General features: G+C 58.8%; 26 protein-coding genes. 14 read left to right on the top strand and 12 right to left on the bottom strand.

What is annotated here, in order from left to right; translation table 11 throughout:
• Nucleotides 1-13: 13 nt before the first annotated feature.
• Nucleotides 14-685: a hypothetical protein gene (locus NT131_01680; GenBank protein MCX6650359.1), complete on the top strand. Its 672-nt coding sequence runs from the start codon at nt 14-16 to the stop codon at nt 683-685.
• Here the strand turns inward: NT131_01680 and NT131_01675 are convergent.
• Nucleotides 678-2,123: an FAD-binding oxidoreductase gene (locus tag NT131_01675; GenBank protein MCX6650358.1), complete on the bottom strand. Its 1,446-nt coding sequence runs from the start codon at nt 2,121-2,123 to the stop codon at nt 678-680. The genes NT131_01680 and NT131_01675 overlap by 8 nt on opposite strands.
• A gap of 137 nt (nt 2,124-2,260) precedes the next feature.
• Between NT131_01675 and NT131_01670 the strand changes: the two genes are divergently transcribed.
• From NT131_01670 to NT131_01645, 6 genes are all read left to right on the top strand, one after another.
• Nucleotides 2,261-2,572, top strand: coding sequence for a rhodanese-like domain-containing protein (locus tag NT131_01670; GenBank protein ID MCX6650357.1), 312 nt, complete (start codon nt 2,261-2,263; stop codon nt 2,570-2,572).
• Nucleotides 2,573-2,833: 261 nt separating this feature from the next.
• On the top strand, nt 2,834-3,472 hold the full coding sequence (locus NT131_01665; protein ID MCX6650356.1) for a corrinoid protein: 639 nt from the start codon (nt 2,834-2,836) through the stop codon (nt 3,470-3,472).
• Nucleotide 3,473: 1 nt separating this feature from the next.
• Nucleotides 3,474-4,571, top strand: a complete 1,098-nt coding sequence (locus tag NT131_01660) for a uroporphyrinogen decarboxylase family protein (GenBank protein MCX6650355.1) — start codon at nt 3,474-3,476, stop codon at nt 4,569-4,571.
• 70 nt (nt 4,572-4,641) lie between these two features.
• Nucleotides 4,642-5,343, top strand: a complete 702-nt coding sequence (locus tag NT131_01655) for a hypothetical protein (protein MCX6650354.1) — start codon at nt 4,642-4,644, stop codon at nt 5,341-5,343.
• Complete coding sequence (locus NT131_01650; GenBank protein ID MCX6650353.1) at nt 5,340-5,813, top strand: hypothetical protein; 474 nt, start codon at nt 5,340-5,342, stop codon at nt 5,811-5,813. Before NT131_01655 ends, NT131_01650 begins: the two co-directional genes overlap by 4 nt.
• Before the next feature lie 2 nt (nt 5,814-5,815).
• Complete coding sequence (locus NT131_01645; GenBank protein ID MCX6650352.1) at nt 5,816-6,127, top strand: hypothetical protein; 312 nt, start codon at nt 5,816-5,818, stop codon at nt 6,125-6,127.
• Here the strand turns inward: NT131_01645 and NT131_01640 are convergent, their stop codons facing one another.
• From NT131_01640 to NT131_01605, 8 genes are all read right to left on the bottom strand, one after another.
• The gene (locus tag NT131_01640) at nt 6,128-6,505 is read right to left on the bottom strand and encodes a hypothetical protein (GenBank protein MCX6650351.1); all 378 of its coding nucleotides are present in this window, start codon (nt 6,503-6,505) and stop codon (nt 6,128-6,130) included.
• Nucleotides 6,502-6,855 (bottom strand): hypothetical protein, encoded by a 354-nt coding sequence (locus NT131_01635; GenBank protein ID MCX6650350.1) that lies wholly within the window; start codon nt 6,853-6,855, stop codon nt 6,502-6,504. Before NT131_01635 ends, NT131_01640 begins: the two co-directional genes overlap by 4 nt.
• Nucleotides 6,833-8,860 carry a hydantoinase/oxoprolinase family protein gene (locus NT131_01630; GenBank protein ID MCX6650349.1) on the bottom strand — a complete coding sequence of 676 codons (2,028 nt, stop codon included), beginning with the start codon at nt 8,858-8,860 and terminating at the stop codon, nt 6,833-6,835. Before NT131_01630 ends, NT131_01635 begins: the two co-directional genes overlap by 23 nt.
• Nucleotides 8,861-8,965: 105 nt before the next feature.
• Nucleotides 8,966-10,108, bottom strand: a complete 1,143-nt coding sequence (locus tag NT131_01625) for an ABC transporter ATP-binding protein (protein ID MCX6650348.1) — start codon at nt 10,106-10,108, stop codon at nt 8,966-8,968.
• A 4-nt stretch (nt 10,109-10,112) separates the two neighbouring features.
• On the bottom strand, nt 10,113-10,898 hold the full coding sequence (gene cbiQ, locus NT131_01620; GenBank protein MCX6650347.1) for a cobalt ECF transporter T component CbiQ: 786 nt from the start codon (nt 10,896-10,898) through the stop codon (nt 10,113-10,115).
• A 3-nt stretch (nt 10,899-10,901) separates the two neighbouring features.
• A complete protein-coding gene (locus NT131_01615; protein ID MCX6650346.1) occupies nt 10,902-11,162 on the bottom strand; it encodes an energy-coupling factor ABC transporter substrate-binding protein in 261 nt (86 codons plus the stop codon).
• Between the two features lie 28 nt (nt 11,163-11,190).
• Complete coding sequence (locus NT131_01610) at nt 11,191-11,859, bottom strand: energy-coupling factor ABC transporter permease (GenBank protein ID MCX6650345.1); 669 nt, start codon at nt 11,857-11,859, stop codon at nt 11,191-11,193.
• Nucleotides 11,850-12,236 (bottom strand): transcriptional repressor, encoded by a 387-nt coding sequence (locus tag NT131_01605; protein ID MCX6650344.1) that lies wholly within the window; start codon nt 12,234-12,236, stop codon nt 11,850-11,852. The genes NT131_01610 and NT131_01605 overlap by 10 nt, the downstream gene beginning before the upstream one ends.
• A 154-nt stretch (nt 12,237-12,390) precedes the next feature.
• Between NT131_01605 and NT131_01600 the strand changes: the two genes are divergently transcribed.
• Genes NT131_01600 through NT131_01575 form a run of 6 tightly spaced genes read left to right on the top strand, consistent with a single transcriptional unit; the run spans nt 12,391 to nt 17,907 of the window.
• Nucleotides 12,391-12,702, top strand: coding sequence for a hypothetical protein (locus NT131_01600; GenBank protein MCX6650343.1), 312 nt, complete (start codon nt 12,391-12,393; stop codon nt 12,700-12,702).
• A 1-nt stretch (nt 12,703) separates the two neighbouring features.
• A complete protein-coding gene (locus NT131_01595; GenBank protein MCX6650342.1) occupies nt 12,704-13,381 on the top strand; it encodes a DUF1638 domain-containing protein in 678 nt (225 codons plus the stop codon).
• 31 nt (nt 13,382-13,412) lie between these two features.
• Nucleotides 13,413-14,531 (top strand): tryptophan--tRNA ligase, encoded by a 1,119-nt coding sequence (locus tag NT131_01590; protein ID MCX6650341.1) that lies wholly within the window; start codon nt 13,413-13,415, stop codon nt 14,529-14,531.
• Nucleotides 14,528-14,917: a tRNA (N6-threonylcarbamoyladenosine(37)-N6)-methyltransferase TrmO gene (gene tsaA / locus NT131_01585; GenBank protein ID MCX6650340.1), complete on the top strand. Its 390-nt coding sequence runs from the start codon at nt 14,528-14,530 to the stop codon at nt 14,915-14,917. The genes NT131_01590 and tsaA overlap by 4 nt, the downstream gene beginning before the upstream one ends.
• Nucleotides 14,907-16,352 (top strand): MFS transporter, encoded by a 1,446-nt coding sequence (locus NT131_01580; protein ID MCX6650339.1) that lies wholly within the window; start codon nt 14,907-14,909, stop codon nt 16,350-16,352. Before tsaA ends, NT131_01580 begins: the two co-directional genes overlap by 11 nt.
• A 34-nt stretch (nt 16,353-16,386) precedes the next feature.
• Nucleotides 16,387-17,907, top strand: coding sequence for a phenylalanine--tRNA ligase subunit alpha (locus NT131_01575; GenBank protein ID MCX6650338.1), 1,521 nt, complete (start codon nt 16,387-16,389; stop codon nt 17,905-17,907).
• Here the strand turns inward: NT131_01575 and NT131_01570 are convergent.
• On the bottom strand, nt 17,897-19,156 hold the full coding sequence (locus NT131_01570; protein ID MCX6650337.1) for a tetratricopeptide repeat protein: 1,260 nt from the start codon (nt 19,154-19,156) through the stop codon (nt 17,897-17,899). The two genes, NT131_01575 and NT131_01570, sit on opposite strands and share 11 nt — an antisense overlap.
• Before the next feature lie 126 nt (nt 19,157-19,282).
• On the opposite strand from NT131_01570, the gene NT131_01565 reads away from it, so the two are divergent.
• Nucleotides 19,283-20,113 (top strand): D-aminoacyl-tRNA deacylase, encoded by an 831-nt coding sequence (locus NT131_01565; GenBank protein ID MCX6650336.1) that lies wholly within the window; start codon nt 19,283-19,285, stop codon nt 20,111-20,113.
• On the opposite strand, the gene NT131_01560 is transcribed toward NT131_01565, so the two are convergent.
• Complete coding sequence (locus NT131_01560; GenBank protein MCX6650335.1) at nt 20,110-20,886, bottom strand: zinc ribbon domain-containing protein; 777 nt, start codon at nt 20,884-20,886, stop codon at nt 20,110-20,112. The two genes, NT131_01565 and NT131_01560, sit on opposite strands and share 4 nt — an antisense overlap.
• Before the next feature lie 34 nt (nt 20,887-20,920).
• Nucleotides 20,921-21,604, bottom strand: a complete 684-nt coding sequence (pyrH, locus tag NT131_01555; GenBank protein ID MCX6650334.1) for a UMP kinase — start codon at nt 21,602-21,604, stop codon at nt 20,921-20,923.
• Between the last annotated feature and the right edge of the window lie 46 nt (nt 21,605-21,650).

Genomic DNA, 21,650 nt, shown 5'->3' with positions numbered 1-21,650 from the left:
TATCTATGAGGGGATGCAGTGGGCCGTCGAGATGTACGACGAGTACGGGAACCTGATAATCCCGCATAACTACGGACGCATCCACTTTAGCAAGGTGGAGATAAGGCAGATCCTGATCAGCGTGGCTGCTCTGACCGCCGCCTTCACCATAGTTCTGCTGGGAGGAGCCTTCGGGGACATCGGGGAATACACCGCCCTAGACTGGATGTTCGCCCTCGGGGTTTCGGTCGTGGTATCCGTCACCGGATTCCTCCTGCATGAGCTGGCCCACAAGTTCGTGGCCCAGCACTACGGGGCTTGGGCGGAGTTCCGCATGTACCCTACTGGTCTGTTATTCGCTATCGTCTTCGCTTTCCTGGGCTTCCTCTTCGCCGCCCCGGGAGCGGTCTACATCCAAGGGCGCATCAACCGCAAGCAGAACGGCCTGATATCTATAGCCGGACCAGCCACCAACATCGTATTCGGCACGATCTTCATTGCCCTGTGGCTCCTTTTCCCCGAAATGGGCATCTGGTCCTTCGCCTTCAACCTGGTCGGGGTGCTGTCCCTCTTCCTGGCCGGGTTCAACCTGATACCGTTTGGACCGCTGGACGGCAAAAAGGTGTTCAGCTGGAGCAAAGCGGCCTGGCTCGTTGCCGTGGTGGCCACCGCCATCCCCCTGTTCATCGGATGGGGGATCATTTAGGGGTGCAAAGGTCCCGGCAGGGGTAGCGCAGGTCGCGGATGATCCCGCCCTCCCACTGCATCATCTTTCCCGGGTTCAGGATGTTCTGGGGGTCCAGCGCTCTTTTCAACGTCAGCATGGTCCTCCAGGCGTCCGGCCGCTCCTTCATCATGTAAGGCGCTTTGGTCATGCCCACCCCGTGCTCCCCGGTCACCGTTCCTCCGAGGGAGATGACCTTATCGAAAATTTGACCGACAGCCCTCTCTCCCCTCCTCCAGGCGTCCTCCGAGCAGGGGTTGAGCAGCATCTTGGTGTGCAGGTTGCCGTCGGCGGCGTGTCCGTAGGTACCGACTATCACCTGGTTCTCCTCGGCTATGCGGTGGAACGCCACCACCGCCTCAGGTATCCTGGATATGGGCACTGCCATGTCGTCCGCGAGTGAGACGGACACCAGGTCGTCTCCCAGCCGGCTGAGCGCCGACATCACCGACTTGCGGGCGCTGGTCCATCTGGCCATCTGCTTGGCGTCGTCGGATATCTGCACCGTGGAGGCGCCGCTTCGGCGGGCCACGTCCTCGACCACTTTCAGCTCCTTGGCCACGATCTCCGGCTCCCCGTCGACCTCGATCATGCATAGGGCCTGGACGTCGGGCAGCCCGGCATTTAATGCCTTGTTGACCGCCCGGATGCAGATGTCATCCATCAGCTCGGTGGCCGACGGGATGAGGGGGATGGATATCAGGTTGGAGACGCAGGCCCCGGCGTCCTCCAGGCGGTCGAAGGCCGCCAGCACCATGGCCGCCTTCTTGGGCTTTGGGGCGACCTTGAGGGTGACCTCGGTGATTATTCCTAGCGTTCCCTCGCTGCCTACGAAGAGACGTTCCAGCTGGTACCCGGAGGAGTTCTTTATCGTTCTCGTTCCAGTGTGCATGACCGAGCCGTCGGCCAGGACTACCTCCAGGCCGAGCACGTAGTCGCGGGTGGCACCGTACTTCACCGCTCTCATTCCCGAGGCGTTGGTGGCCACCATGCCTCCGATGGTGCAGGCCTCGCCGCTCCCTGGCGAGGGGGGAAAGAAGAACTTGTGAGGGGCAAGCGCTTCGTTCAGTCGGTCGTATACTACGCCGGCCTGGACCACGCAATAGAGGTCGTTCACCCTGACCTCCTTGATCTCGTTCATGCGGGTGAGGTCCATGACCATGCCGCCGGCGATGGGCACTGCCGCGCCACAAAGACCGGTGCCTCCGCCTCGGGGCACCACGGGAATCCTCACCCTGGCCGCCAATCTTACCAGTGCGGAGACCTCCGACGTGCTCTTGGGACGCACTACCACGTCCGGGTTGTGATGGTGGATGGATGAGTCGAAGCCGTAGGTGTAGAGGTCCGCGATTCTGGTGGAGCAGTTCTCCTCGCCCACAATGGCGGCCATCTCCTTTACCACTCCTTCATTCAGGGTCATTTCGTGCGAGATACGCAGCCGGTGATAGATAATCGTTACTCGGAGAACGATAAGATAATCTATCCCGTCATCAAGATACGGGTTCCAGGGAGCATGATGCGCAAAGAAAGGCGACCCACGTCTCCGCTCAGGAGTTCATTCCGCTTTTAGAGAAGGTCGAGAACGGCGAATACGTATTGCTGGACGTGTGGAACCCCGAGGAGTATCGCAACGAGAGGATTGAGGGGCCCAGGAACGTCCCCGTCGACTCCTTGAGGTTCAGCCTCGAAAGGATGGACCGGGACACTTCTCTGCTGGTCTATTGCAAGGTCGGCAAGCGTTGCGTAAGGGTCGTATACCAATTGAATGAGATGGGCTTCCACGATGTCCGCGTTCTAGACGGCGGCATCGAAACGTGGAAGGCGCACCACCTCAAGATCGAAAAGAGCTGGGCGACGGTCGCTAATTGACATTGGATGGATCTACCCCAACTTTCATCGGAATCCGATACGATAATAAAGGTTTTTTCGTTTTTTATTTTATTATTTAATTGTTTTCTCCATATGTCCAGTAATAGGAATAATTCCTATTCCTGTTTTTCGAAATCCCTTCTTTTTCATCGACAGGGGCATTCAATATTGGATGGATAAACCATCCATAACGATAGTTTATATCCCCATCTGCGTTTGTAATTATTACCATAATTTGGTAAGTGGAGAGGTGTTGAACAAATGCAAGGAAAGGATATTTTGGCTGGATTGGAGAAGGCTGTCATCACTGGCAACAAGGCCGACTCCATAAAATTCGCCAAGGATGCCTTGGCCGGAGGCGTCAAAGCTTTGGACGCCATCGACAATGGGCTCGTGAAGGGAATGACGATTGTCGGGGATAAGTACGCAAAACACGAATTCTTCCTGCCCCAGGTGTTGCTGGCCGCCAACGCAATGTATGGTGGTCTGGACGTTCTGCTTCCTCATATCCCGAAGGCAGATAGCGACAAGAAGAGGGTCGGTGTCATTGGCGTGATCGAGGGAGATGTTCATGATATCGGCAAGAACATCGTCAAGACCATGCTGACCGCCGCCGGTCTGGACATGCACGACTTCGGGAGGGACGTTCCGATCGAGAACTTCGTGAACTCTGTTAAGAAAGAGAAGGCCAACCTGATTGCCATGAGCACCTTGATGACGCCCACAATGGACGGCATGAAGGCCGTGGTCGACGGACTGATCGAGAACGGGGACCGCACGAAGGTAAAGATCATCATCGGTGGTGCGCCGACGTCCCAACCGTTCGCGGATGACATCGGGGCGGACATGCACGCCATCAATGCCCAGGAAGCGGTCAAGAAGGTCAAGGGGGCGATGTAAGATGACTGACACAATGAAACATCAAGAGAGGTGCATGGCAGCCCTGACTAACCAGCCGGTTGACAGGCTGCCGGTATACCCTATCGCCTGCGGCGTTTGCCGCCGGACGGTCGGGGACGGCAAGATGCTGTACAGGGATTGGTGTTCCGACCCCAAGAAGCTCGCTCAGGGATTCATCTCCGGGCAGAAGTACTTCGACTTCGATTTCACCATCGGTCTGGTGGATTTGTCGGTCATGGCCGGGGATCTGGGTGCGCATGTCAGGATGGACGAGCAGAACACCCCGTTCGTTGATGTCCCGGCGATCAAGGGGCCAGAGGACTATGAAAAGCTCAAAGTGCCTGATGTGACCAAAGGCCGCTCGGGAGTTCTCCTTGAGGGGACCAGACTGTGGGTGGACGCCTTGAAGAACGAGACCATCACCGCCGGGTTTGTAGAGGGACCACTGCTGGTGCTGACGCAGTCAGCCAGCGCGGAGAAGGTCTTCATGGATATGTACAACAACCGCTCCGCAGTGCACAAGGCGCTCGCCACTATCACCGAGTTCGACAAGGAGATGGTGAAGGGTATGGCAAAGGCGAAACCTGCCGGACTGGTATGGGACTACCTCTGGGGCTCCTACTCCTGTTTGGGCGACCAGGAGTACGACGAGTTCGAGGGACAGCACAAGTACGCTGGCTCGCTGAACGAGCTGGTGGCCAAGGAAGGGATGGCCAACTGCATCCACAACTGCGCCGACCTGCCCCATCTGGACACCCAAATCAAGAAAATGAAGCCGGCCATCTACTCCATGGCCTATTACCCGCTGATACCCGGTTCCCCGTCTCCGACGGAGACCATCGGGAAGGGCTTCGCGGACAACTGCCTGGTGGCCGGAAATATCGACCCTCAGGGCTTCATCAGGTGGAGCCAGGAGAAGATGCAGAAGACCACCATGAACCTATGCCAGGAGGTCAAGACGGCCCTGTGCGCCCGCGGCCTGAAGTCCAGGTACGTTGTTGCCTCCGGCTGCGAAGTGCCTCCGTCGGTAACCACCCGCCTGGAGAACATCAAGGAGTGCGTGAACACCGTCAAGCAGTACGGTCAGGTTAAGTGCTGAACGATGGCTTCGGCCATCACCTTCAAACCTTTTCCTTTTCATTTTTTAACAACCTATTCATACTTGGAACTTGATTTCCGAACATACTGGTGAACTGATGAAGATCGCTCAGGTCGCAGGTTTTCTGGGAAGCGGCAAGACCACCTTCCTCATAGAGTTGGCCAAGATTCTGGTGGACCGCGGCCATAAGATCGCCATCATCGTCAACGATGTAGGCGAGATCAACGTAGATGTCAGGATAGTTGAGATGTATGGGCTGAAAGCCAAGGAGATATCGGGTGGATGCATTTGCTGCCAGATAGCTGGCAATTTTGCCAACACCATCGCAGTGTTGCAGAAAACGTTCCATCCTGACCTCATTATTGTAGAACCGTCGGGAGTGGCCATCCCGTGGGGATTGAAGCGCGCCGCCGAGTATTCCGAGGAGGAGATGGATGAGACCATCGTCCACGCGCCGGTTATCACCTTGGTGGACGCATTGAGGATCGAGGAGCTAATGCATTCAGTTCGCCGCCTTGTCGAGACGCAGATACGCGAGGCCGATGTGGTCTTCATCAACAAGATTGACAGCGCCACCCAGGAGAAGATCGATCTGTCGGTTCAGTTCTCCAGATCCATCAACCCCAAGGCTGAGATTATGTTCGGTTCGGGAAGGAACAACGAAGGAGTTAGAGAAGCGGCCGACCTGATCGAGATCAGGACATCTCCTCGCTACGATGAGTCCTGTGAGAAGGAGATGCTCAAGAGGGACTACGGGGGTAAGACCCAATGACGGAACTGGATGAGGACGATGACCTACATCTAGAAATGCACCGGGCGGTGGACGAGCTTGGTAAATTCTCTTTGCATATGAAGACCGACTTTGGTAAGGGAGCTTCGGCAGATAGGGCGATCTCGTTCATCGAAGAGTTGCTCATCAAGACCACGGACGCCTGCCTGCACCACGGTGCCGACCTGGTAGGACATGTAAAGGCGTTCATGATGGTGGACGATGGCTCCACTGTAGGTTTCTCCCTCATACATCAGAACATGAAGGTCAACATCACCAAGCAGCTGAAGAACGATACCATAGAGAAGGCCGAGGTCATCGTGCACGTGATCGTCCATGGCATCTGGGACCCGGAGGTGCGCGAGCAGACCATGGGTGTCCTGGAGGACCTGGCCAAGAAGCACGGAGTGAAGTTCCAGATCATCAAGGACTCCTACGATAAGGAGAAGAGCGCGGCGCATCACGGGGGTTGAGCATGGACACGTACTATCAGGCCATGAGGGCCCAGGGGTTCTCGCGCAACACCGTCGACTCCATCCGCAAGTTCAAGTGCCCTAACTGCGGCTTCGAGTTCTCTATCACCTACGCCCGCACCTTCGCCTGCCGAGGCTGCGCCGAGGTCATGAACAACTGCCCCAAGGTCCGCTGCGCCAAGTGCGATTACGAGTTCTACTTCAAGGAAGCCCCGCACATCCGGGGAGACCTGAGGGAGCGCCAGATCTCCCAGCACGTCACCTCGGTCGTCAAGGATTATTATAATCAGCAAGGCTGGAAGAAGAACCGCTAATCAGCGTATAGCCTCTTCCATGGCTTTGACCATCGCCGACACCTCGTCCTCGGTCGCTTCCTCGAAGTCGAAGTCTGAGGTGAACTGGCAAGGCCTGAGCTTCCGCTGGACGTGATCGTCGACGGTCACGGACTTCCCTATCCTCAACTCGTTCTGTTCCATCAGCCGGTCGCAGCAGCGGTTACGACAACCGTTGACGGTGACCAGGGTGCCCATGTCCACCCCGCCCATCTCCAGCATTATCGGGCTGAGGCCCACGGTGCACACCGAGAACTGGATGACCTTGTCCATGTTGCCCTTGGCGAAGGATTCCGTCACCTTCTCTAGAAGGTAGCCCCTCTCCCCGTTGGCCCCGCAGACGATGACCCCCTTCCTCAACCGCGCACCTCCTTGATGGCCTGGCGGATCTGCTCCTTCGCCTTATCGATGCCTTTCCTGGTGACGTTGAAATGCTTCTCGATCATGACGATGGATGATGGCAGCACCTCGAAGCGGTTGAGGACCTGTAGGCCGCATCCCCCTTCGCAGCCATCGACAACGATGACCTTCCGTTCCTGCAGGGAGCGCATCTCCTCCACGGCCTTCGGAATTCCGGCCAGGGCGGGGGCTATGGTGACGACGCGGATGCCCTCTTCCTTGGCCAGCTCTCTGACTGCAGCTCGCAGGACCCGGGCCCCGGGACTGAAGCCGCTGCAAATGGCTAGGTCAATCGAACTCGTCTGACTCATGCTCCACCTCGAAGTACATACGGGGCTTGCCTACCGCCGTCACTTTCAAGTGAACCTCCAGCAGCAGCCCCTCGCCCCATGTTTTACCGATCTGGCCCATGATACGGTTGTTCTCCACGACTACTTCGATCTCGTCGGCACCGGCCATCGAGGCCATGCGACGTACTATGATGTCACCCCACGAACTGGCATAGGTGACCGCCTCGGTGACGGTCTCGAACTCCCTCATCTCGGCCTGGGAGTGCAGGCTGCAGGGCGGGTCCTCCATGACCCCGAGACCGGGCTTTGGTTTTATGAGCACCTCCACGGACTCCATTATGCTGCCAGTGATCGCTCCGACGGCGTTCCCTACGTCCGAGTTTTGGGGCATGAGCAGACTGGTGTGCAACCTCTCGGCCACCGATGGCAGGTAGGCGGCGATGGGTGCGCCGATACCTATGATGTTCTTGTGAACCCGGATGTCCGCGGAGTAGTCGATACCTGCACGGTGGGTGATCATCTTCTCGTAGAAGGAGTCACAGACCTCGCAATGGGACATCTTGCCAGTATCCTCGTAGACCAGACGGTAGATGATCTCCCGGGCGATCTTCTGTATCACCGCCTCCTTGACCGCGGCGCAGAACTCCTTGACCTCCATCCCGCACAGCCTGGCACGGTATTCCGCAGCGATCTTCGAGGCCTCGGCGTCGTACTCCACGTACTCGCCGGAGGCGTGCAGGGCGTCGGTGGGGGTGAAACCGATGCGAGTGATTATTCCCAGCTCCTCCAGTTTGCGCACGTTGTAGCTGTACGGGTGCACCTTGGTCGCTTCGGAGATCTCGTGCAAGGTCTTGGGCTGCTCCTTGATCTGGTCCACCAGGACCTTCTCGCTCTCGGAGAGCTCGTAGCCCTTGGCCAGGCGGGAGAAGATGAACAGCTCGTCGGCCTGCAATATGTTCTCCAGGGCGATGTGCGTGGCCGGGGGGGTCTGCTTGAGCCCCTTGGCCTTGACCAGGGCCTCCTTCACTCTCGGGTATTGGCTGGAGGCGATGCACAGCGGCATAACCCGCAGCGCGCCCAGGACGATGTTCTCGTTGACGATGACCACCCGGCTGTCGCCGCCGATGCCGGACGTGGATATGTCTGCGGCCTTGACCCTGGTGCGCCAGCCGCCAATGATAGCTCCTTCTGGGTCCAGACGAGGTTTGCCGCCGCGCAGCACCCCGATGTCCGTGGTGGTCCCACCGACGTCCACGACCACACCCTCGTCCTCGCCCGTCAGGTTCCTGGCCCCCACCAGGCTTGCCGCCGGTCCAGACAATATCGTTTCGACCGGGCGCTCGATGCCCATCTGTTCGCCCATCAGCGAACCGTCACCCTTGACGATCATCAACGGAGCGGCTATGGCGTTCTCCTTGAGCACCTTCTTGACCGACTGAAGAAGGTCGGCCATGATCGGGATGAGCTTGGCGTTGAGCACCGCGGTAAGCGTGCGTTCGTAGAACCCCAGCTGCGTGGACAGCTCGTGGCCGCAGACCACGGGAATGCCCCAGTTGCTGGAGATCATCTCCTTTAGAGCGATCTCGTGCTCGGGGTTGCGCACGCTGAAGAATGTGGATATCGCCACGGCGTCGATCTGGTCGGCGATGCCCTGGATGAAGTCCTTGGCCGCGGCCAGGTCCACGTCGCAGATGGCCTTGCCCCGGATGGTGTGACCGCCCTGTATCTGGATGACGTGCTCGACCGGCACGCTCTCCTTGTACTCCTCGCCGGCTATAATGAGCGCCACCCGGCACCCCTTCCCCTCGACCACGGAGTTGGTGGCCAGGGTGGATGATAGCGATACGAGGCGAATGTCCTGGAACTGTATCTGCCCAAGGTTCTTTATGGAACCGGAGATGCCTATGCTCAGGTCGTTCCTGGTGGTCAGGGCCTTGGCCTTGACCAGGACCTTGCCGTTGCTCAGGTCGATCAGCGCCGTGTCAGTGTAAGTTCCTCCGGTGTCGATTCCCAATCCCAGATTCATCTTCTGACCCTCCATCTTTGCTGTGCTATGTTTTGAATCAATCAAGTGTTTATAAGGCAATCGTTAAGCCCTGTTCATCGTACGAAATCACAGCTGGGGTCGACCTCAATCGCGGGTCACTTCGATGCGGGAATGATGCTTTCGAGCTAAATTATTAATATGATGCTCGATGAAGGGCATCAGCTTAGGTTCGGCGTACAGCACCGCCTCCCGGCCGTCGATCATCTTGTCCAAGCATTCGGTCAATCCCGGCAGCCTCACGTCGGTGGGCAGGGTGCTGGCCAGCAGGTGCTTGGCCGTGGAACCGTAGTATCCCACCACCTTCCCCTGGGAGATCAGTCCGTGCACTTCCAGTATGGTCGGGATACGGTCTTGGTCCACCTCCTTGATGTGCATGCCGCCGATAGGCCGGCGGTTCATGTGGCTGATCTTCAATCTCATCTCGGTCATATTCCTCGGCACCGGCTCCACGGACATGAGCGCGGACCTGACCATCTCCTCGTTCATGCGGTAGACCGGCGGGGCTTGGAAGCCCAAAAGCTCTAGCAAGGTGCGGTTGGCGAACAGCTCGTCCGCCCCACCCGAGAACATCAGCCGCCCCTGGTGCACGACCTTGAAGTCATCGGCCCAGGAGTAGGCCACCTCCATCTCGTGGGTGGACATGATGAGCGTTATGCCTTTCATGTGCAGCTCCTCCGTGAGCTCTAGGACCTCCTGCACCATGTGCGGGTCCAGGCCCGCGGTCGGCTCGTCCATTATTAGCACCTTAGGGCGCATGGCCAGGGCACCGGCCAGCGCAAGCCGTTTCCTTTGTCCGAAGGACAGCTGCTGCGACGGTCGTTCTCGTATGTGGGACATGTCGACCAATGACAGCGCCTCGTCCACCCGGGCCTCTACCTCGTCCCGGGGCAGCCCCAGGTTCAGGGGACCGAAGGCCACGTCCTCCTCCACTGTGGCCGAGAATATCTGGTCGTCCGGGTTCTGCAGTATGACCGCCACCTCCTTTCGCAGCTGGCTGAGCTCCTTGTTGCGGTAGACGATCGGTTGGCCTTGGAACAGCACCTGGCCTGATTTGGGTTTCAGCACGCCGTTGAAATGCAGGAACAGAGTGGACTTGCCGGCGCCGTTGGGGCCGATTATGGCGGTCTTTTTCCCCTCCTCGATGCTGAGGGAGATGTCGCGCAGGGCCTGGCCTCGGTTGGGATATTCGAAGCTGACGTTCTGACATTCGACCAAGGTCCTGCTCATCGATCTACCCCAACAGTAATCCGACGTGGACGCACATTAAGTTGAGCTGGAACAGCCCCAGGAAGGCGATGACGCTGACGATGCCCCAGGCGTAGGTGATCCCTTTTGGCTCTCGTAACATGCTGACGCTGCTCTGATAGTTGCGGCACTGCATGCCGATGTTCTGCCTCTCCGCCGTCTCGATGGACCGGATGAACATCCCGGTAAGCATCTTGGCGTAGGTGCGCAGGGAGTTCATCTTGCCCCGGAAACCGAGCCGGCACTGGGCTGCCAGATACATTTTTTCCAGTTCGTCGAACAGCATGAAGGAATAGCGGTAGACCAAGGTCATGAGCTCGGCGAACTCCTTCGGCACCTTCATCCGGACCAGCATGTCCGCGAAGTAGGGAATGGGGGTGGAGGTGGCGAAGAACAGCATGACGCTCATACCGGCCAACGCCCGCATTGTGACCAGGGTAGCGATGAATATTCCAGCATTCGAGAAATCAATCTGGAACAGCCATAGGTCTAGGTTGTATATGGTGTCCCCGGGCGTGACCGCGGCTATGATGATCGCACCCAGGATCATCATTCCTATAGCGTCCAGCAAAATGATACCTATGATCTTGGGGAATCTGAAGCGGATGGAATATCCCAGCAGGACGATGCCGATGACCGCTATCACTATGGGCACCAACAGGGACTTGGATAGGAGCGAGGATATCAGCAGGGTCAGAACGAAAACGAACTTGCCAGTGGGGGACCACTTCAAACATGCGGACCGGTATGCAAGCTCGTCGAGTTCGAACATCCCTTACTCCTTTCCCTGTTCCTTGTTGACGGTCAAATTCCTCTGATGGGTGACACCGATGAAATATCCGATCACCAGGGCGCCTATGGCTGTCTGCAGGCAGAACAGCAGCGTCGCCGTTTCGCCGGAGGGCTCCCACAGACTGTGGAACCACGGCTCATAGTTCGGGTCGATCTTACCTATCGTCTTTCCGCCGCTGTCGTCAGTGCCTCCGAAATCAGAGGACGGGTTCAAAATTATGGCTGCGACCAATATCATGGCGATGGCGACGAAACCCAGAAAATAATAGTAATTACGATTCAGCTTCAGTCCCCCTCTTTTTAGGGAATATCCTTTCCGTTAGGTCTGGCCTGGCCCTTTCCAGGTAGTCGATGAAAATGGTGAAGAGTATGCCTTCCACGATTCCCAGGGGTATCTGGGTTATGGCGAAGATCGACATGAAGCTTATAAAAGAATCAGTGAACGGGCCGAAGGCCAGCGCCAATTCGATGGAGGTCATAACGTAGGTCATGAGGTCCGCGATGAAAACTGTGATGAACACCTTCACCGGAGTGGATGCGCCAGCCTTGGTCAGGGCTTTGAATACCAGGAAGGCGACCAGAGGGCCAGCAATGCCCATGGAGAACACATTTGCACCGAGGGTGGTCAGGCCGCCATGCGCTAGCAGTAATGCCTGGAATATCAGCACGATGAGAGAAAGGATGGAGGTCACGCCGACACCATAGAACATAGTGGAGAATCCGGTTCCAGTGGGATGGGATGAGGAACCGGTAACCGAAGGCATCTTTAGAGAGGAAAGAACGAAGATGAACGCCCCGGACAATGCCAGGACCGTCTTTTGCCCCGGGTCCTCCCTCAGCATCCTCCTGATGGAGTAGAACCCGTAAATCAGGAAGGGCAGCGCTAGCAAGGCCCAGAACAAGCACCAATAGATGTCCAGATAACCCTCCATTATATGCATTTCGAGGCACACTCCTTACATAGGCCTTTCAATCGTAGCTCATACCCCTCCAACCGCAGCCCGGTCTCCCTGGCTACCTGCCCCAGTTGCAGTTCGTAGCTGACGTTGAACAGCCGGCCGCAAACCTTGCATTCCAGATGGGTGTTGGAATAAGGGTGGGAGAAGAAGCACTGCACCGCGCCGACCTTGGACTCGGATATGAGCCCGGACTGCACCAGCCGGTTCAGGTTGCGGTACACGGTCCCCAGGCTAATGCGGGGAAGGACGCTCCTGGCGCTTTCGTATACATGGTCCGCGGTGACCGGAGCCTGGGCGTCATAGACGATGTCGACCACGACCTTCATCTGCTTGGTCCATCGGGAAGGGTACGAATTCATAATAGTAATCATTACTACCTTATTAAGTTTATAAAATTATTGTTATCTTCGGAAGACATATCAGATAGTTATGCGTTTTAACGAAAAGCGACTCGCCTGACCGAACCGCTCGGACCGGCCTTGGCAAGTTTCAAATATCATGTGAGGTAGCGATTTGGACTTCGACCCCTACGTCATCGACCTGAATGCCAAATGCCCCTGCGGCTGCATGGAAGGGAACCGCTTTCATAAAATCTACCGCTTCCCCAACGATTACGGGGCCTCGGTCGTTTCCAGTCCCAAGAGCGATGCGAGCAAGAAAGGGGGCTATCGCATGATGGTGATCCATTTCGATTCCCCGGCGCCCGAGCACATGTGGACCCTGGACGACGAGAACCCCATATTCGACTCTATAGTCGATTGCAAGGACTGGAACATGACCGCGGAATACCTGGAGCGCCTGTTCCGCTTGTCCCGGAGGGATTAATTTGGACGGGGCGACCTCTACCCCCAACGGAAGGGGCCGCCTGGCCATAATCGCCTGCGAGATACTCAAACCGGAACTGGAGAAGCTCACTGAAGGCTGGGACGACGTGGTGCACAAGGAATACCTGGAGTTCGCTTTGCACATCAACGTCGACGAGCTGCGGGCCAAGGTACAGGACAAGGTTGACGCCTTGACAGGACAGGCCGATGCCGTCTTCCTGGGGTACGCCGTCTGCCAATCATTGTCGGGCATCACCTCCAAGCTCAAGGTACCTACGGTCATGCTGGAAGGGGACGACTGCATCGCCGCAATACTCGGCCCTGTGGAGTACGAGCGGCAGAAACGGCTGTGTGGGGGCACCTGGTTCAATACTCCTGGATGGGCGCTCAGGGGCATCGAGGGCGCGGTCAAGGAATTGCACCTCGACGCCATGGTCGATCAGGGGTATGAGCCGAAGTACTTCCTGGACATGCTCTTCGAGAACTACGAGCTATGCGCCTACGTAGACACCGCGGTGGGCGAGGCGGAGAAGTACGAGGGGCTCTCGCGCCAGTTCGCGGAAGAGCTGGGGTTGAAGCACGTGATCCGGCCTTGCGGGACGACCAACCTGGCGAGGTTCCTCAACCGCGCCCGGGAGCTGGCTCAGAGCGAGGCCGCCAAACATCAACAATCCTTTTGAACCAGTAAACCGTTCCTGCGGCCGGAAGAAGATGAACGACGACTTCAAGGTCACCCCATGGGAGGTCACCGGGGACATCGATTACGATCAGCTCATCGTCCGCTTCGGCACCAAGAAGATAGACCAGGAGCTGCTGGACCGTCTGGCGGGCTACGGAGAGCTGCACCCCATGCTGCGCCGCGGGGTCGTTTACTCACATAGGGACCTGGAATGGTTGCTGGACCTTTACGACAAGGGGCAGAAGTTCTTCCTCTACACCGGCCGGGGGCCGTCCGGAGGGACCCACCTGGGGCATCTCATGCCCTGGATGCTCAACCGCTATCTTCAGGACCTGTTCAAGGTCAACATGTACTTCCAGCTGACCGACGACGAGAAGTATCTCTTCAACGAGAACCTGAACTTGGAGGACACCCGGAAGGCCGCTTACGAGAACGCCCTGGACTTCATCGCCCTCGGCTTCCAGCCGGAGAACACCAAGATCATCGTGGACACCGAGGATATCAAGCTACTCTACCCTCTTGCGCTCAAGGTCGCCAAGCGCGTGACCTTCTCCACGGCCAAGGCCGTGTTCGGATTCGATAACAGCCACAACATCGGCAGCATCTTCTACACCAGCATCCAGGCTGCCCCTTGCTTCATCGAGGACGCCTTATACGGGAAGAAGACGCCATGCCTCATCCCCTGCGGCATCGACCAGGACGCCCACTTCCGGGTGGCCAGGGACGTCGCACCGTTGTTAGGATATCCCAAGCCGACCCTCATCTACAACAAAATGTTCCCCGGGCTGGCCGGCACGGACAAGATGTCCTCGTCCCAGCCGCAGACCACCATATTCACCACCGACAAGCCCAAGGAGGTCAAGAAGAAGATCGACAACGCCTTCACCGGCGGGCAGGTCTCGGTGGAGGAGCAGCGCAAGCTGGGAGGGCGCCCGGAAGTGTGCTCCGTGTTCAAATACGAGTATTACCTGTTCGAGAAGGACGACAAGGCGCTGGACGTTTTGGCCGAAAAGTGCCGCAAGGGGGAGATTCTGTGCGGAGAGTGCAAGCAGCTGCTGACCCAGAGGATAAACGCGTTCCTGGAAGAGCATCAGAGGAAGAGGAAGGAGGCCAAAGAGCACCTCCACGAATATCTGCTCCCTACCAAATGATCCCCATAGGTCAGGTGTCCTCGGTCGAGGACTATGGCATCTCCGAGATAGAGGTCCTTCCGGAGTTCGAGGAAGGTCTTTACCGCATCGAGCAGATGAGGGAGCTGGACGTAATCTTCGTCTTTGACCGCAGCGAGGGCTTCGATCCGCTGGTCCATCCGAGGAGCGATCCGCAAAATCCGAAGATGGGCGTGTTCTGCACCCGCAGCCCCCGTCGCCCCAACCCGCTCGGGCTCAGCCGGGTCACTCTGCTGGAGAGAAAAGGGAGGGTGCTCCGGGTGCAGGGCCTGGACGCCTTCCTGGGAACGCCGGTACTGGACATAAAGGGAGTACCGGGCAAGGGTTTTGATTGGCGGAAGACCGGGAAGGTGGCGGATGGCCCGTAGCGAACTTTTCCAGGGATACCTGGGAAAGGTGATGCTGGTAGCCTGCATCGGTTCGCTGATGGGCACGCTGGACAGCACCATCGTGAGCGTTTCGCTCCCCACGATAACCAAGGACCTGGGCATGGACGGGAGCGCGGCCATCTGGGTCCCCGCCGCTTACCTGGTGGCCATGGCCGTCCTGCTCCTGACCGTGGGACGCTACTCCGACATGCATGGGCGGAAACGGGTCTTCGTCGCCGGTTTCGCCATCTTCACCCTCGGTTCGCTGCTGTGCAGCCTGTCCTCTAGCGGGGACCAGCTGATCGCCTTCCGCGCCCTGCAGGGGGTGGGCGGTGCGTTCATCACGGCCACCTCCACTGCCATAATCACCAATTCCGTGCCGCCCAGCATACGCGGACGAGCTCTCGGAATCAACACCATGGCGGTCTACGCCGGCCTGTCGCTAGGACCGGCCCTGGGGGGCATACTTACGCACGCCTTCGGCTGGCGCTCCATCTTTCTGGTCAATCTGCCGATAGGCATACTGGTGGTCACTTTAGCTCTCTTTTGGCTGAAAGAGACGGAACCGGCTAAGGAAAAAAAGCCCTTCGACCTGCGCGGGGCCCTAGTCTTCTCCGTGGCCTTGGTCTCCCTGATGGTATCATTGACCCTAGGAGGGAAGCAGGGGTGGGACACGCCCCTTCCAGTAGTGCTCCTAATTATGGCCCTGGTTCTGCTGCCTCTCTTCCTGATCATCGAGAAGAGCAGGAAAGGATGGGCCATGTTCGAACTGGAACTGGTGCGGCGCAATCGGCTGTTCGCCGCCGCCAACCTCTCCGCGTTCCTCAATTACATGGCATATTACAGCATCAGTTTCATGATGTCCTTCTACATGCAGAGCGTGCTGGGCATGTCCATCCTTTCCACCGGCATGGTGCTACTGATCACCCCGGTCACCATGGCGATAGTGGCTCCTATCAGCGGATGGGGGTCGGACCGGCTGGGCTCGCGGGCTCTGGCCACCGGCGGAATGGTCATCATTACCGTGGCCATGTTGTCCATGCTTACCCTGGACCTTGACTCCGGTCCGATGCAAATCGCCCCGCTGCTGGCCTTCCTAGGGGTTGGAATGGGGTTGTTCTCCACACCGAACACCAGCGCGGTCATGGGCTGCGTCCGGCGGGACCAGCTCGGCCTGGCCAGCGGGACCATCTCCCTGATGAGGACGGTGGGCATGTCCCTGAGCCTGGTGATTATGGGCATGGCGCTTTCCATGTTCGGCTCCCCGGAAGTGATGGAGGCGCTGGGCGGCGGCTCCGGGACCTTGGACCCCCAGCTGTTCGTGGACGGCATGCACGCCTCTCTGATCATTTCCGCCGTCATCTCCATGATAGGAGTGATGACGTCCTCCCTGAGGCCGTCGGGGAACGGCAATTTGGGTAAAGGAAGCCCATAAGTGTCTAATACGTTGGACAAAATCTCCTCCCACCATGAAGGCCGCCGAAGTGTTGGAAGGTCTCAGCCATTCCGAGAAGAAGGTGCTGGTGACCCTGCAGAGATTAGAGGGCAGGGCACCGCCGGAGAAGGTTTTCGAGGAAGGGGGCTTCCAGCAACTGGTGGAGGTCATGAACGCTGCCTCCTGGCTGCAGTCCAAGGGCGCCTTGGACATAGAGGAGAGCGCCCGCAAGGCCTATTGCCTGAAGGACCGCGCGCTGCTGCAGAAGGGCGTGCCGGAAAGGCGTGCGCTGACCATCATATCCCAGAAGGGCGGGTCGTTGGGCGTCAAGGACCTGGAGGCCGCCATGGGCAAGGAGGAGTCCTCCATGGCCATCGGCTGGCTGATGAAGAAGAAGCTGGCCCGCCTGGACAAGTCCGGAGCGGAATCCCTGCTGCACCTCAGCGATGAAGGTAAGAAGTTCCAGGACGTCGAGATGCCGGACGAGGCCCTGCTGAACAAGCTGGGAGAAAAGGACCTTCTGGAAGGAGAGACAGAACCGGCGGCGCTGGAGCTGCTCAAGGCCCGCAAGGGCGTTCTCCAGGAAAAGCTGGTGGTGTCCCGCGTCCTCTGCCTGAACAAGCTCGGGCTGGAGATCGTATCGCTTGGCCTGGAGCTGGTAGACGAGGTGGCGCAGCTGACGCCGGAACTGTTACAGACCGGCAAGTGGAAGAGCGTCAACTTCCGCAAGTACGACGTTCGGACGTTCGCCCCTTGCCAGTACCCGGCCAAGAAGCATCCCTTGACCAGGGTGGCCGACGAGGTCCGCCGCATATTCATTCAGATGGGGTTCACCGAGGTCGACGACGAGTACGTGCAGCCGGCCTTCTGGAACATGGACGCCCTGTTCACGCCCCAGGACCATCCCGCGCGCGATCTGCAGGACACCTTCTATCTCAAGAGCCCGAACCGACTGGTTTTGGATAACGAAGAGGTGGTGCGCCGGGTAAAGGCCGTTCACGAGGACGGCGGGGACACCGGGTCCACCGGATGGCGCTACGCCTGGTCCCGCGAGGAGGCCGAGAGGGCCTTGCTCAGGACGCATACCACGGTCAACAGCGTCCGCTACCTTTCAGAGCACCCTGACCCCCCGCTGAAGATCTTCTCCATCTCCCGCATCTTCCGCAACGAGAGCATCGACATGACCCACCTGCCGGAGTTCATGCAGATCGAGGGCATCATCATGGAGGAGGGGGCGAGCTTCGACATGCTGGTCAGTATGCTGAAGGACTTCTATCACCGCATGGGGTTCGACAAGGTGCGGGTGCGGCCGGGCCCGTTCCCCTACACTGAGCCGTCGCTTGAGGTGGACATCTACTACAACGGTTCCTGGATGGAGCTGGGAGGCGCCGGGGTGTTCCGCCCTGAGGTCGCCGGTCCGCTGGGCATAAAGTATCCGGTGCTGGCCTGGGGACTGGGCTTCGAGCGCCTGGCCATGCTCAAGTGGAACCTGAAGGACATCCGAGAGCTGTACGTCACCGACCTGGACATGCTGCGGCAGAGTCCTATTTTTTAGAGGAGGCCTTGCGGGAGTACTCCCTGGCCTTCTCCTTCATGTCCAGCGCATCGTAGCAGGCGGCCATGGCCTTGTAGATGTCCCGCTTGTCCCCCGGACGGGCCAGCCCCAAGGCCTTGCTGTAGTTGGCAATGGATTCCTCCTGGCGACCCAGTAACGACAGTACCTGGCCCTTGCGGGCGTACACCTCCTCCAAGAGGTCAGGGTCGGCTATGCCCCCTTTCCGGCCGATCGATTCCAACAGTTTGATGGCCTCCTCCTTCTGCCCCAGCTGCCCCAAGCACATGGCGATGTCGCAATCCAGCAGGGGGGACGGGTGCCCTTCCTGAGCCTGTTTTAGGTGGTCCAGGGCCTCCTGGACCTGCCTGCCCGCCAGCAATAGCCTTCCTTTGAGGGCCAGCCCATCGTCGATCTCCTCCTGCTCGCCCGTCAGCAGCATATCTTCGGCCACCTGGAGCCCGTAGGGGGTGTCGCCGTTCCGCCTGGCCGATTCCCCCTTGATCCTGCGGACCTCGCGAGCGTAGCGTGGCATGACCTGGTCAAGCCCCTTGAGCGCCTCCAGCATCTCCGGTCCTGAGGAACGGGCCATCTGCCATCCTCGGTTGGCCAGGAGCATCTGCGCTTCCATGGACCGATTGGCCTGCAGGAGGTGATACAGCCTTTCGACGTAATCCCCTTCCTGCAGCCAGTAGTCGGCGGCGAAGCTGTGCGCCTCCCTCAGCGCGGGCCTCTCCATGAGAACGGGGATGGAGCTTCGCAGGGACGGCGGGATATCCACCATGCCCTCGCGGTCCTCGGGCAGGAGACTGACGTTGGAAGATGGCAGGGCGGAGCGCTTGAATGGTTTTCGGAACACCACGGCCTTGGCCAGCAGCGATCGGAGCTCGGGGTTCAGTCCGTTCCAAAGTTCTTCGCCCTTGCACTTCTTGAGGTCCAGCAGGGGCATTATCTCGATCCCCTGGCGGTTGGCGAAGTCCTTGAGGTTGCGGGCCTTGTCCTCGCCGGTTTGGGTGAGGAAGTACACCTTCCGTTTGACCGCTCCAGCCCTTATATGGGATATCCTCTCCGCGACCGTGCCCGACTCCTTGAGCTTCTTCAGTTCTATGGCCGCGTGGGCCCGGGAGATGCGCAGAGCCTCACCGATGCCATCCTGGCTCACCTCGAAGGGAGCGTCGAAATCGTTCTGGTTCTTGGTGTATTGAGCCAGATGCAGTACTATTCTTTCCCCGACCGTGATTGGCGTCGCCATATCAATCTGAAAGACCAACAACAGGTCGCTTTAAACCTAATGCGATTACATGTAGCATTTCTGATAATCAGACCGAAAGCCTGTGGCGTCCACAACCGTAATATCCCCCGAAAGGGTTTGCGGGTCATGCGCCTCTTTGTGTGCTGCACCTCCGACGTGGCCAGTGTGAACCTACGCGACCGATTGCTGGAGACGGCCGATTGGAGCGAGGAGGGGCTCTTCCAAGGGAAGCCGGTCCGCCGGCTCAAGGACCTGGTCATGGTGACCACCGACACCTTGCACCTGTATCTGGACAACATCGACCAACTGGTGAAGGAGGAGGTCGGGGTCCGGGCGGACGAGGTTGTCTTCCTCTCAAAACATCGGGCGGCCTCGGGCCGGCCCACCCTGACCGTCCACCCCATAGGTAACTTCGGAAAGGCCGAGCACGGCGGGAAGGACGGAACACTGGTCCCGGCCTCGCCGACCTTTCTCAGCGGCATGCTGCGGGAAATCGCCGTCAGGGGAAAAGGGCTGCCTTTCCAGATCTCCTACGAGGTCACCCACCATGGCCCGTTCCTGGATGTCCCCACCACCTACCTTGAGATAGGGAGCGATGATAGCAAATGGGGAGATCTGGACGCAGCCAAGGCCCTGGCCGGGTCCTTGCTGAACTTCACTCCGAGCCAGGGGCCAGTGGTGGTGGGCGTGGGAGGAGGGCATTACGCCCCCCGCTTCACCGAGGTCACCCTGGCCAAAAAGGTGAGCTTCGGGCACATGGTGGCCAAGCATGTATTGGAGGCGGGGGACGACGACCATGCCATATCGGCAATCGCCAAGGCCATGAAGGCCAGCGGGACGGACGTCGCCTATCTTCATAAAAAATCGTTCTCCCGCCCTGAGGCCAGACGCCTGACCGAGCTCATCGAGGGATCCGGATTCAAGGTGCTGGAAGACGGGGACCTGCTCGACATTTAGAGCTTGTCGTCGTCGCGCCCGCCGGATATGAAGGCGTGTCCGCAGGCCGGGCAGGCCTTCCAGCCGGGCTGCACCTCCTCTCCGCAGGACGGGCAGCGCGGGGCCTTGACCGAGCTCTCCGGGGGCTGCCATTCCTTTCTGCCGGCGGGAGCCTCGCTGCGTTGGGCCAGGGCCTTGAACCCTACGGGCTTGGTCTTGACCGATCTACTGGACACCACCTGCATGAGCATCGCCCCGGCCATGGCCAATATGGCTCCGACCACGCTCAGGAAGGCGCCGGCGCCGTACAGGGCGTCCTGTCCGTTATAGGTCCGCTCCAGAAGGAGCATCTCCAGGATGACCAGCAATGACGTGGTCATGGCCAGGATGGCCTGGGCCAGCGGGGTACGGCCGGCTCCCTTGCTGGAACGGAAACCTCGCACCAGGGCGATGATAGAAACGACCAGCAAGGCCGCACCGAGGAAGGGCACGGGCAGTCCGGCCAGGAAGAAGGTGTTCTCCTCCATCAAGCCGATGAGGTCCAGGTTCGTCCCGTTCAGTGTAAGCCAGGGCAGGAACAGGGAGAGCAGCATGAGAAGTCCGCTCACGATGCAGAAGAAACCTCCGGCCAATAGGGAATCGTGCTGCACCTGGGAGAGACCTGCGGTCGGCCTGGGGCGCTCTTTGGTTTGCGGTGGAGCAGGTTGAGATGGGGCTTTCCGGGGCGGGGCCTTAGGTTGCTCCTTGGAATCGTCCCATTCTTTCTGGGGCTTTTTGCCCTTCTTCCTCTGCACCTGCTGCTTGGCGGTCTTCTTCCTTCGGAAAAAGCTAATCTGAAATCACCGTCCCTTTGATCGGCCTTCCTTCGATAGCCGCCTGCATCTCGTCCAGGTCTCGCCCGTTGACGATGAATATGTCGATGCTGTTGTCCCGGGCTATCTGCGCTCCCAGCTTGTCGAAGACGTTGGACGGTCCAGCCCCATGAAGTCCGACGTTGACCAGCTCGAACAATTGCTGGTGCGTGATCTTCGCCAGGCGTTCGGCCTGGTGGTCCTTGCGGGGGTCGGCGGTGTATGCGGCGTCCACGGAAGTGCCGTTGATGATGCGGGCGGCATGGACCTCCTTGGCCAGCATGGCCGAGACCGCGTCGGTGGTGTGTCCCGGGACCGTTCCGCCCATGACCACCACCTTGCCCTTGCGCTCCAGACGATGGGCCTCCAGGACCTCCGTGGGCACCTTGCCCGCCGCCCGGTCCCCTATGGCTTTCGCCACCAGGGAGGCGTTGAGACGGGTCGCCATTATGCCCAGCTCATCCAACTGGTGTTCCGAAAGGCCCAGCGAGCGCCCCACGTCGATGTAGTAGCGGGCGATCTTGCCGCCCCCGCAGACCAAGTATATCTGATAGCGTTCGCTAAGTCCTTCGATCATCGCGGAGAAGCTCTTCAAGAAGACATCGTCCTTGTCATCTGGCACGATGACCGAACCGCCGAGGGAGACCACGACCTTGTCCATTTGCATACCAACAGATATAAGTTAGAACCGTTTTCACCTAAAAAAA

It is taken from the genome of Methanomassiliicoccales archaeon (genome assembly GCA_026394395.1).
Lineage (GTDB): Archaea > Thermoplasmatota > Thermoplasmata > Methanomassiliicoccales > UBA472 > UBA472.
Note: the sequence above shows the minus strand (reverse complement) of the source record. Positions and strands in the feature narration are given on the sequence as shown.

What these genes read in the sequence shown, in the direction of transcription:
- NT131_01680 (MCX6650359.1), top strand. Translation starts at nt 14, where the DNA reads ATGCAGTGGGCCGTCGAGATGTACGACGAGTACGGGAACCTGATAATC.
- NT131_01675 (MCX6650358.1), bottom strand. Translation starts at nt 2,123, where the DNA reads ATGACCCTGAATGAAGGAGTGGTAAAGGAGATGGCCGCCATTGTGGGC.
- NT131_01665 (MCX6650356.1), top strand. Translation starts at nt 2,834, where the DNA reads ATGCAAGGAAAGGATATTTTGGCTGGATTGGAGAAGGCTGTCATCACT.
- NT131_01660 (MCX6650355.1), top strand. Translation starts at nt 3,474, where the DNA reads ATGACTGACACAATGAAACATCAAGAGAGGTGCATGGCAGCCCTGACT.
- NT131_01650 (MCX6650353.1), top strand. Translation starts at nt 5,340, where the DNA reads ATGACGGAACTGGATGAGGACGATGACCTACATCTAGAAATGCACCGG.
- NT131_01645 (MCX6650352.1), top strand. Translation starts at nt 5,816, where the DNA reads ATGGACACGTACTATCAGGCCATGAGGGCCCAGGGGTTCTCGCGCAAC.
- NT131_01635 (MCX6650350.1), bottom strand. Translation starts at nt 6,855, where the DNA reads ATGAGTCAGACGAGTTCGATTGACCTAGCCATTTGCAGCGGCTTCAGT.
- NT131_01630 (MCX6650349.1), bottom strand. Translation starts at nt 8,860, where the DNA reads ATGAATCTGGGATTGGGAATCGACACCGGAGGAACTTACACTGACACG.
- NT131_01625 (MCX6650348.1), bottom strand. Translation starts at nt 10,108, where the DNA reads ATGAGCAGGACCTTGGTCGAATGTCAGAACGTCAGCTTCGAATATCCC.
- cbiQ (MCX6650347.1), bottom strand. Translation starts at nt 10,898, where the DNA reads ATGTTCGAACTCGACGAGCTTGCATACCGGTCCGCATGTTTGAAGTGG.
- NT131_01610 (MCX6650345.1), bottom strand. Translation starts at nt 11,859, where the DNA reads ATGCATATAATGGAGGGTTATCTGGACATCTATTGGTGCTTGTTCTGG.
- NT131_01605 (MCX6650344.1), bottom strand. Translation starts at nt 12,236, where the DNA reads ATGAATTCGTACCCTTCCCGATGGACCAAGCAGATGAAGGTCGTGGTC.
- NT131_01590 (MCX6650341.1), top strand. Translation starts at nt 13,413, where the DNA reads ATGAACGACGACTTCAAGGTCACCCCATGGGAGGTCACCGGGGACATC.
- tsaA (MCX6650340.1), top strand. Translation starts at nt 14,528, where the DNA reads ATGATCCCCATAGGTCAGGTGTCCTCGGTCGAGGACTATGGCATCTCC.
- NT131_01580 (MCX6650339.1), top strand. Translation starts at nt 14,907, where the DNA reads ATGGCCCGTAGCGAACTTTTCCAGGGATACCTGGGAAAGGTGATGCTG.
- NT131_01575 (MCX6650338.1), top strand. Translation starts at nt 16,387, where the DNA reads ATGAAGGCCGCCGAAGTGTTGGAAGGTCTCAGCCATTCCGAGAAGAAG.
- NT131_01570 (MCX6650337.1), bottom strand. Translation starts at nt 19,156, where the DNA reads ATGGCGACGCCAATCACGGTCGGGGAAAGAATAGTACTGCATCTGGCT.
- NT131_01565 (MCX6650336.1), top strand. Translation starts at nt 19,283, where the DNA reads ATGCGCCTCTTTGTGTGCTGCACCTCCGACGTGGCCAGTGTGAACCTA.
- pyrH (MCX6650334.1), bottom strand. Translation starts at nt 21,604, where the DNA reads ATGGACAAGGTCGTGGTCTCCCTCGGCGGTTCGGTCATCGTGCCAGAT.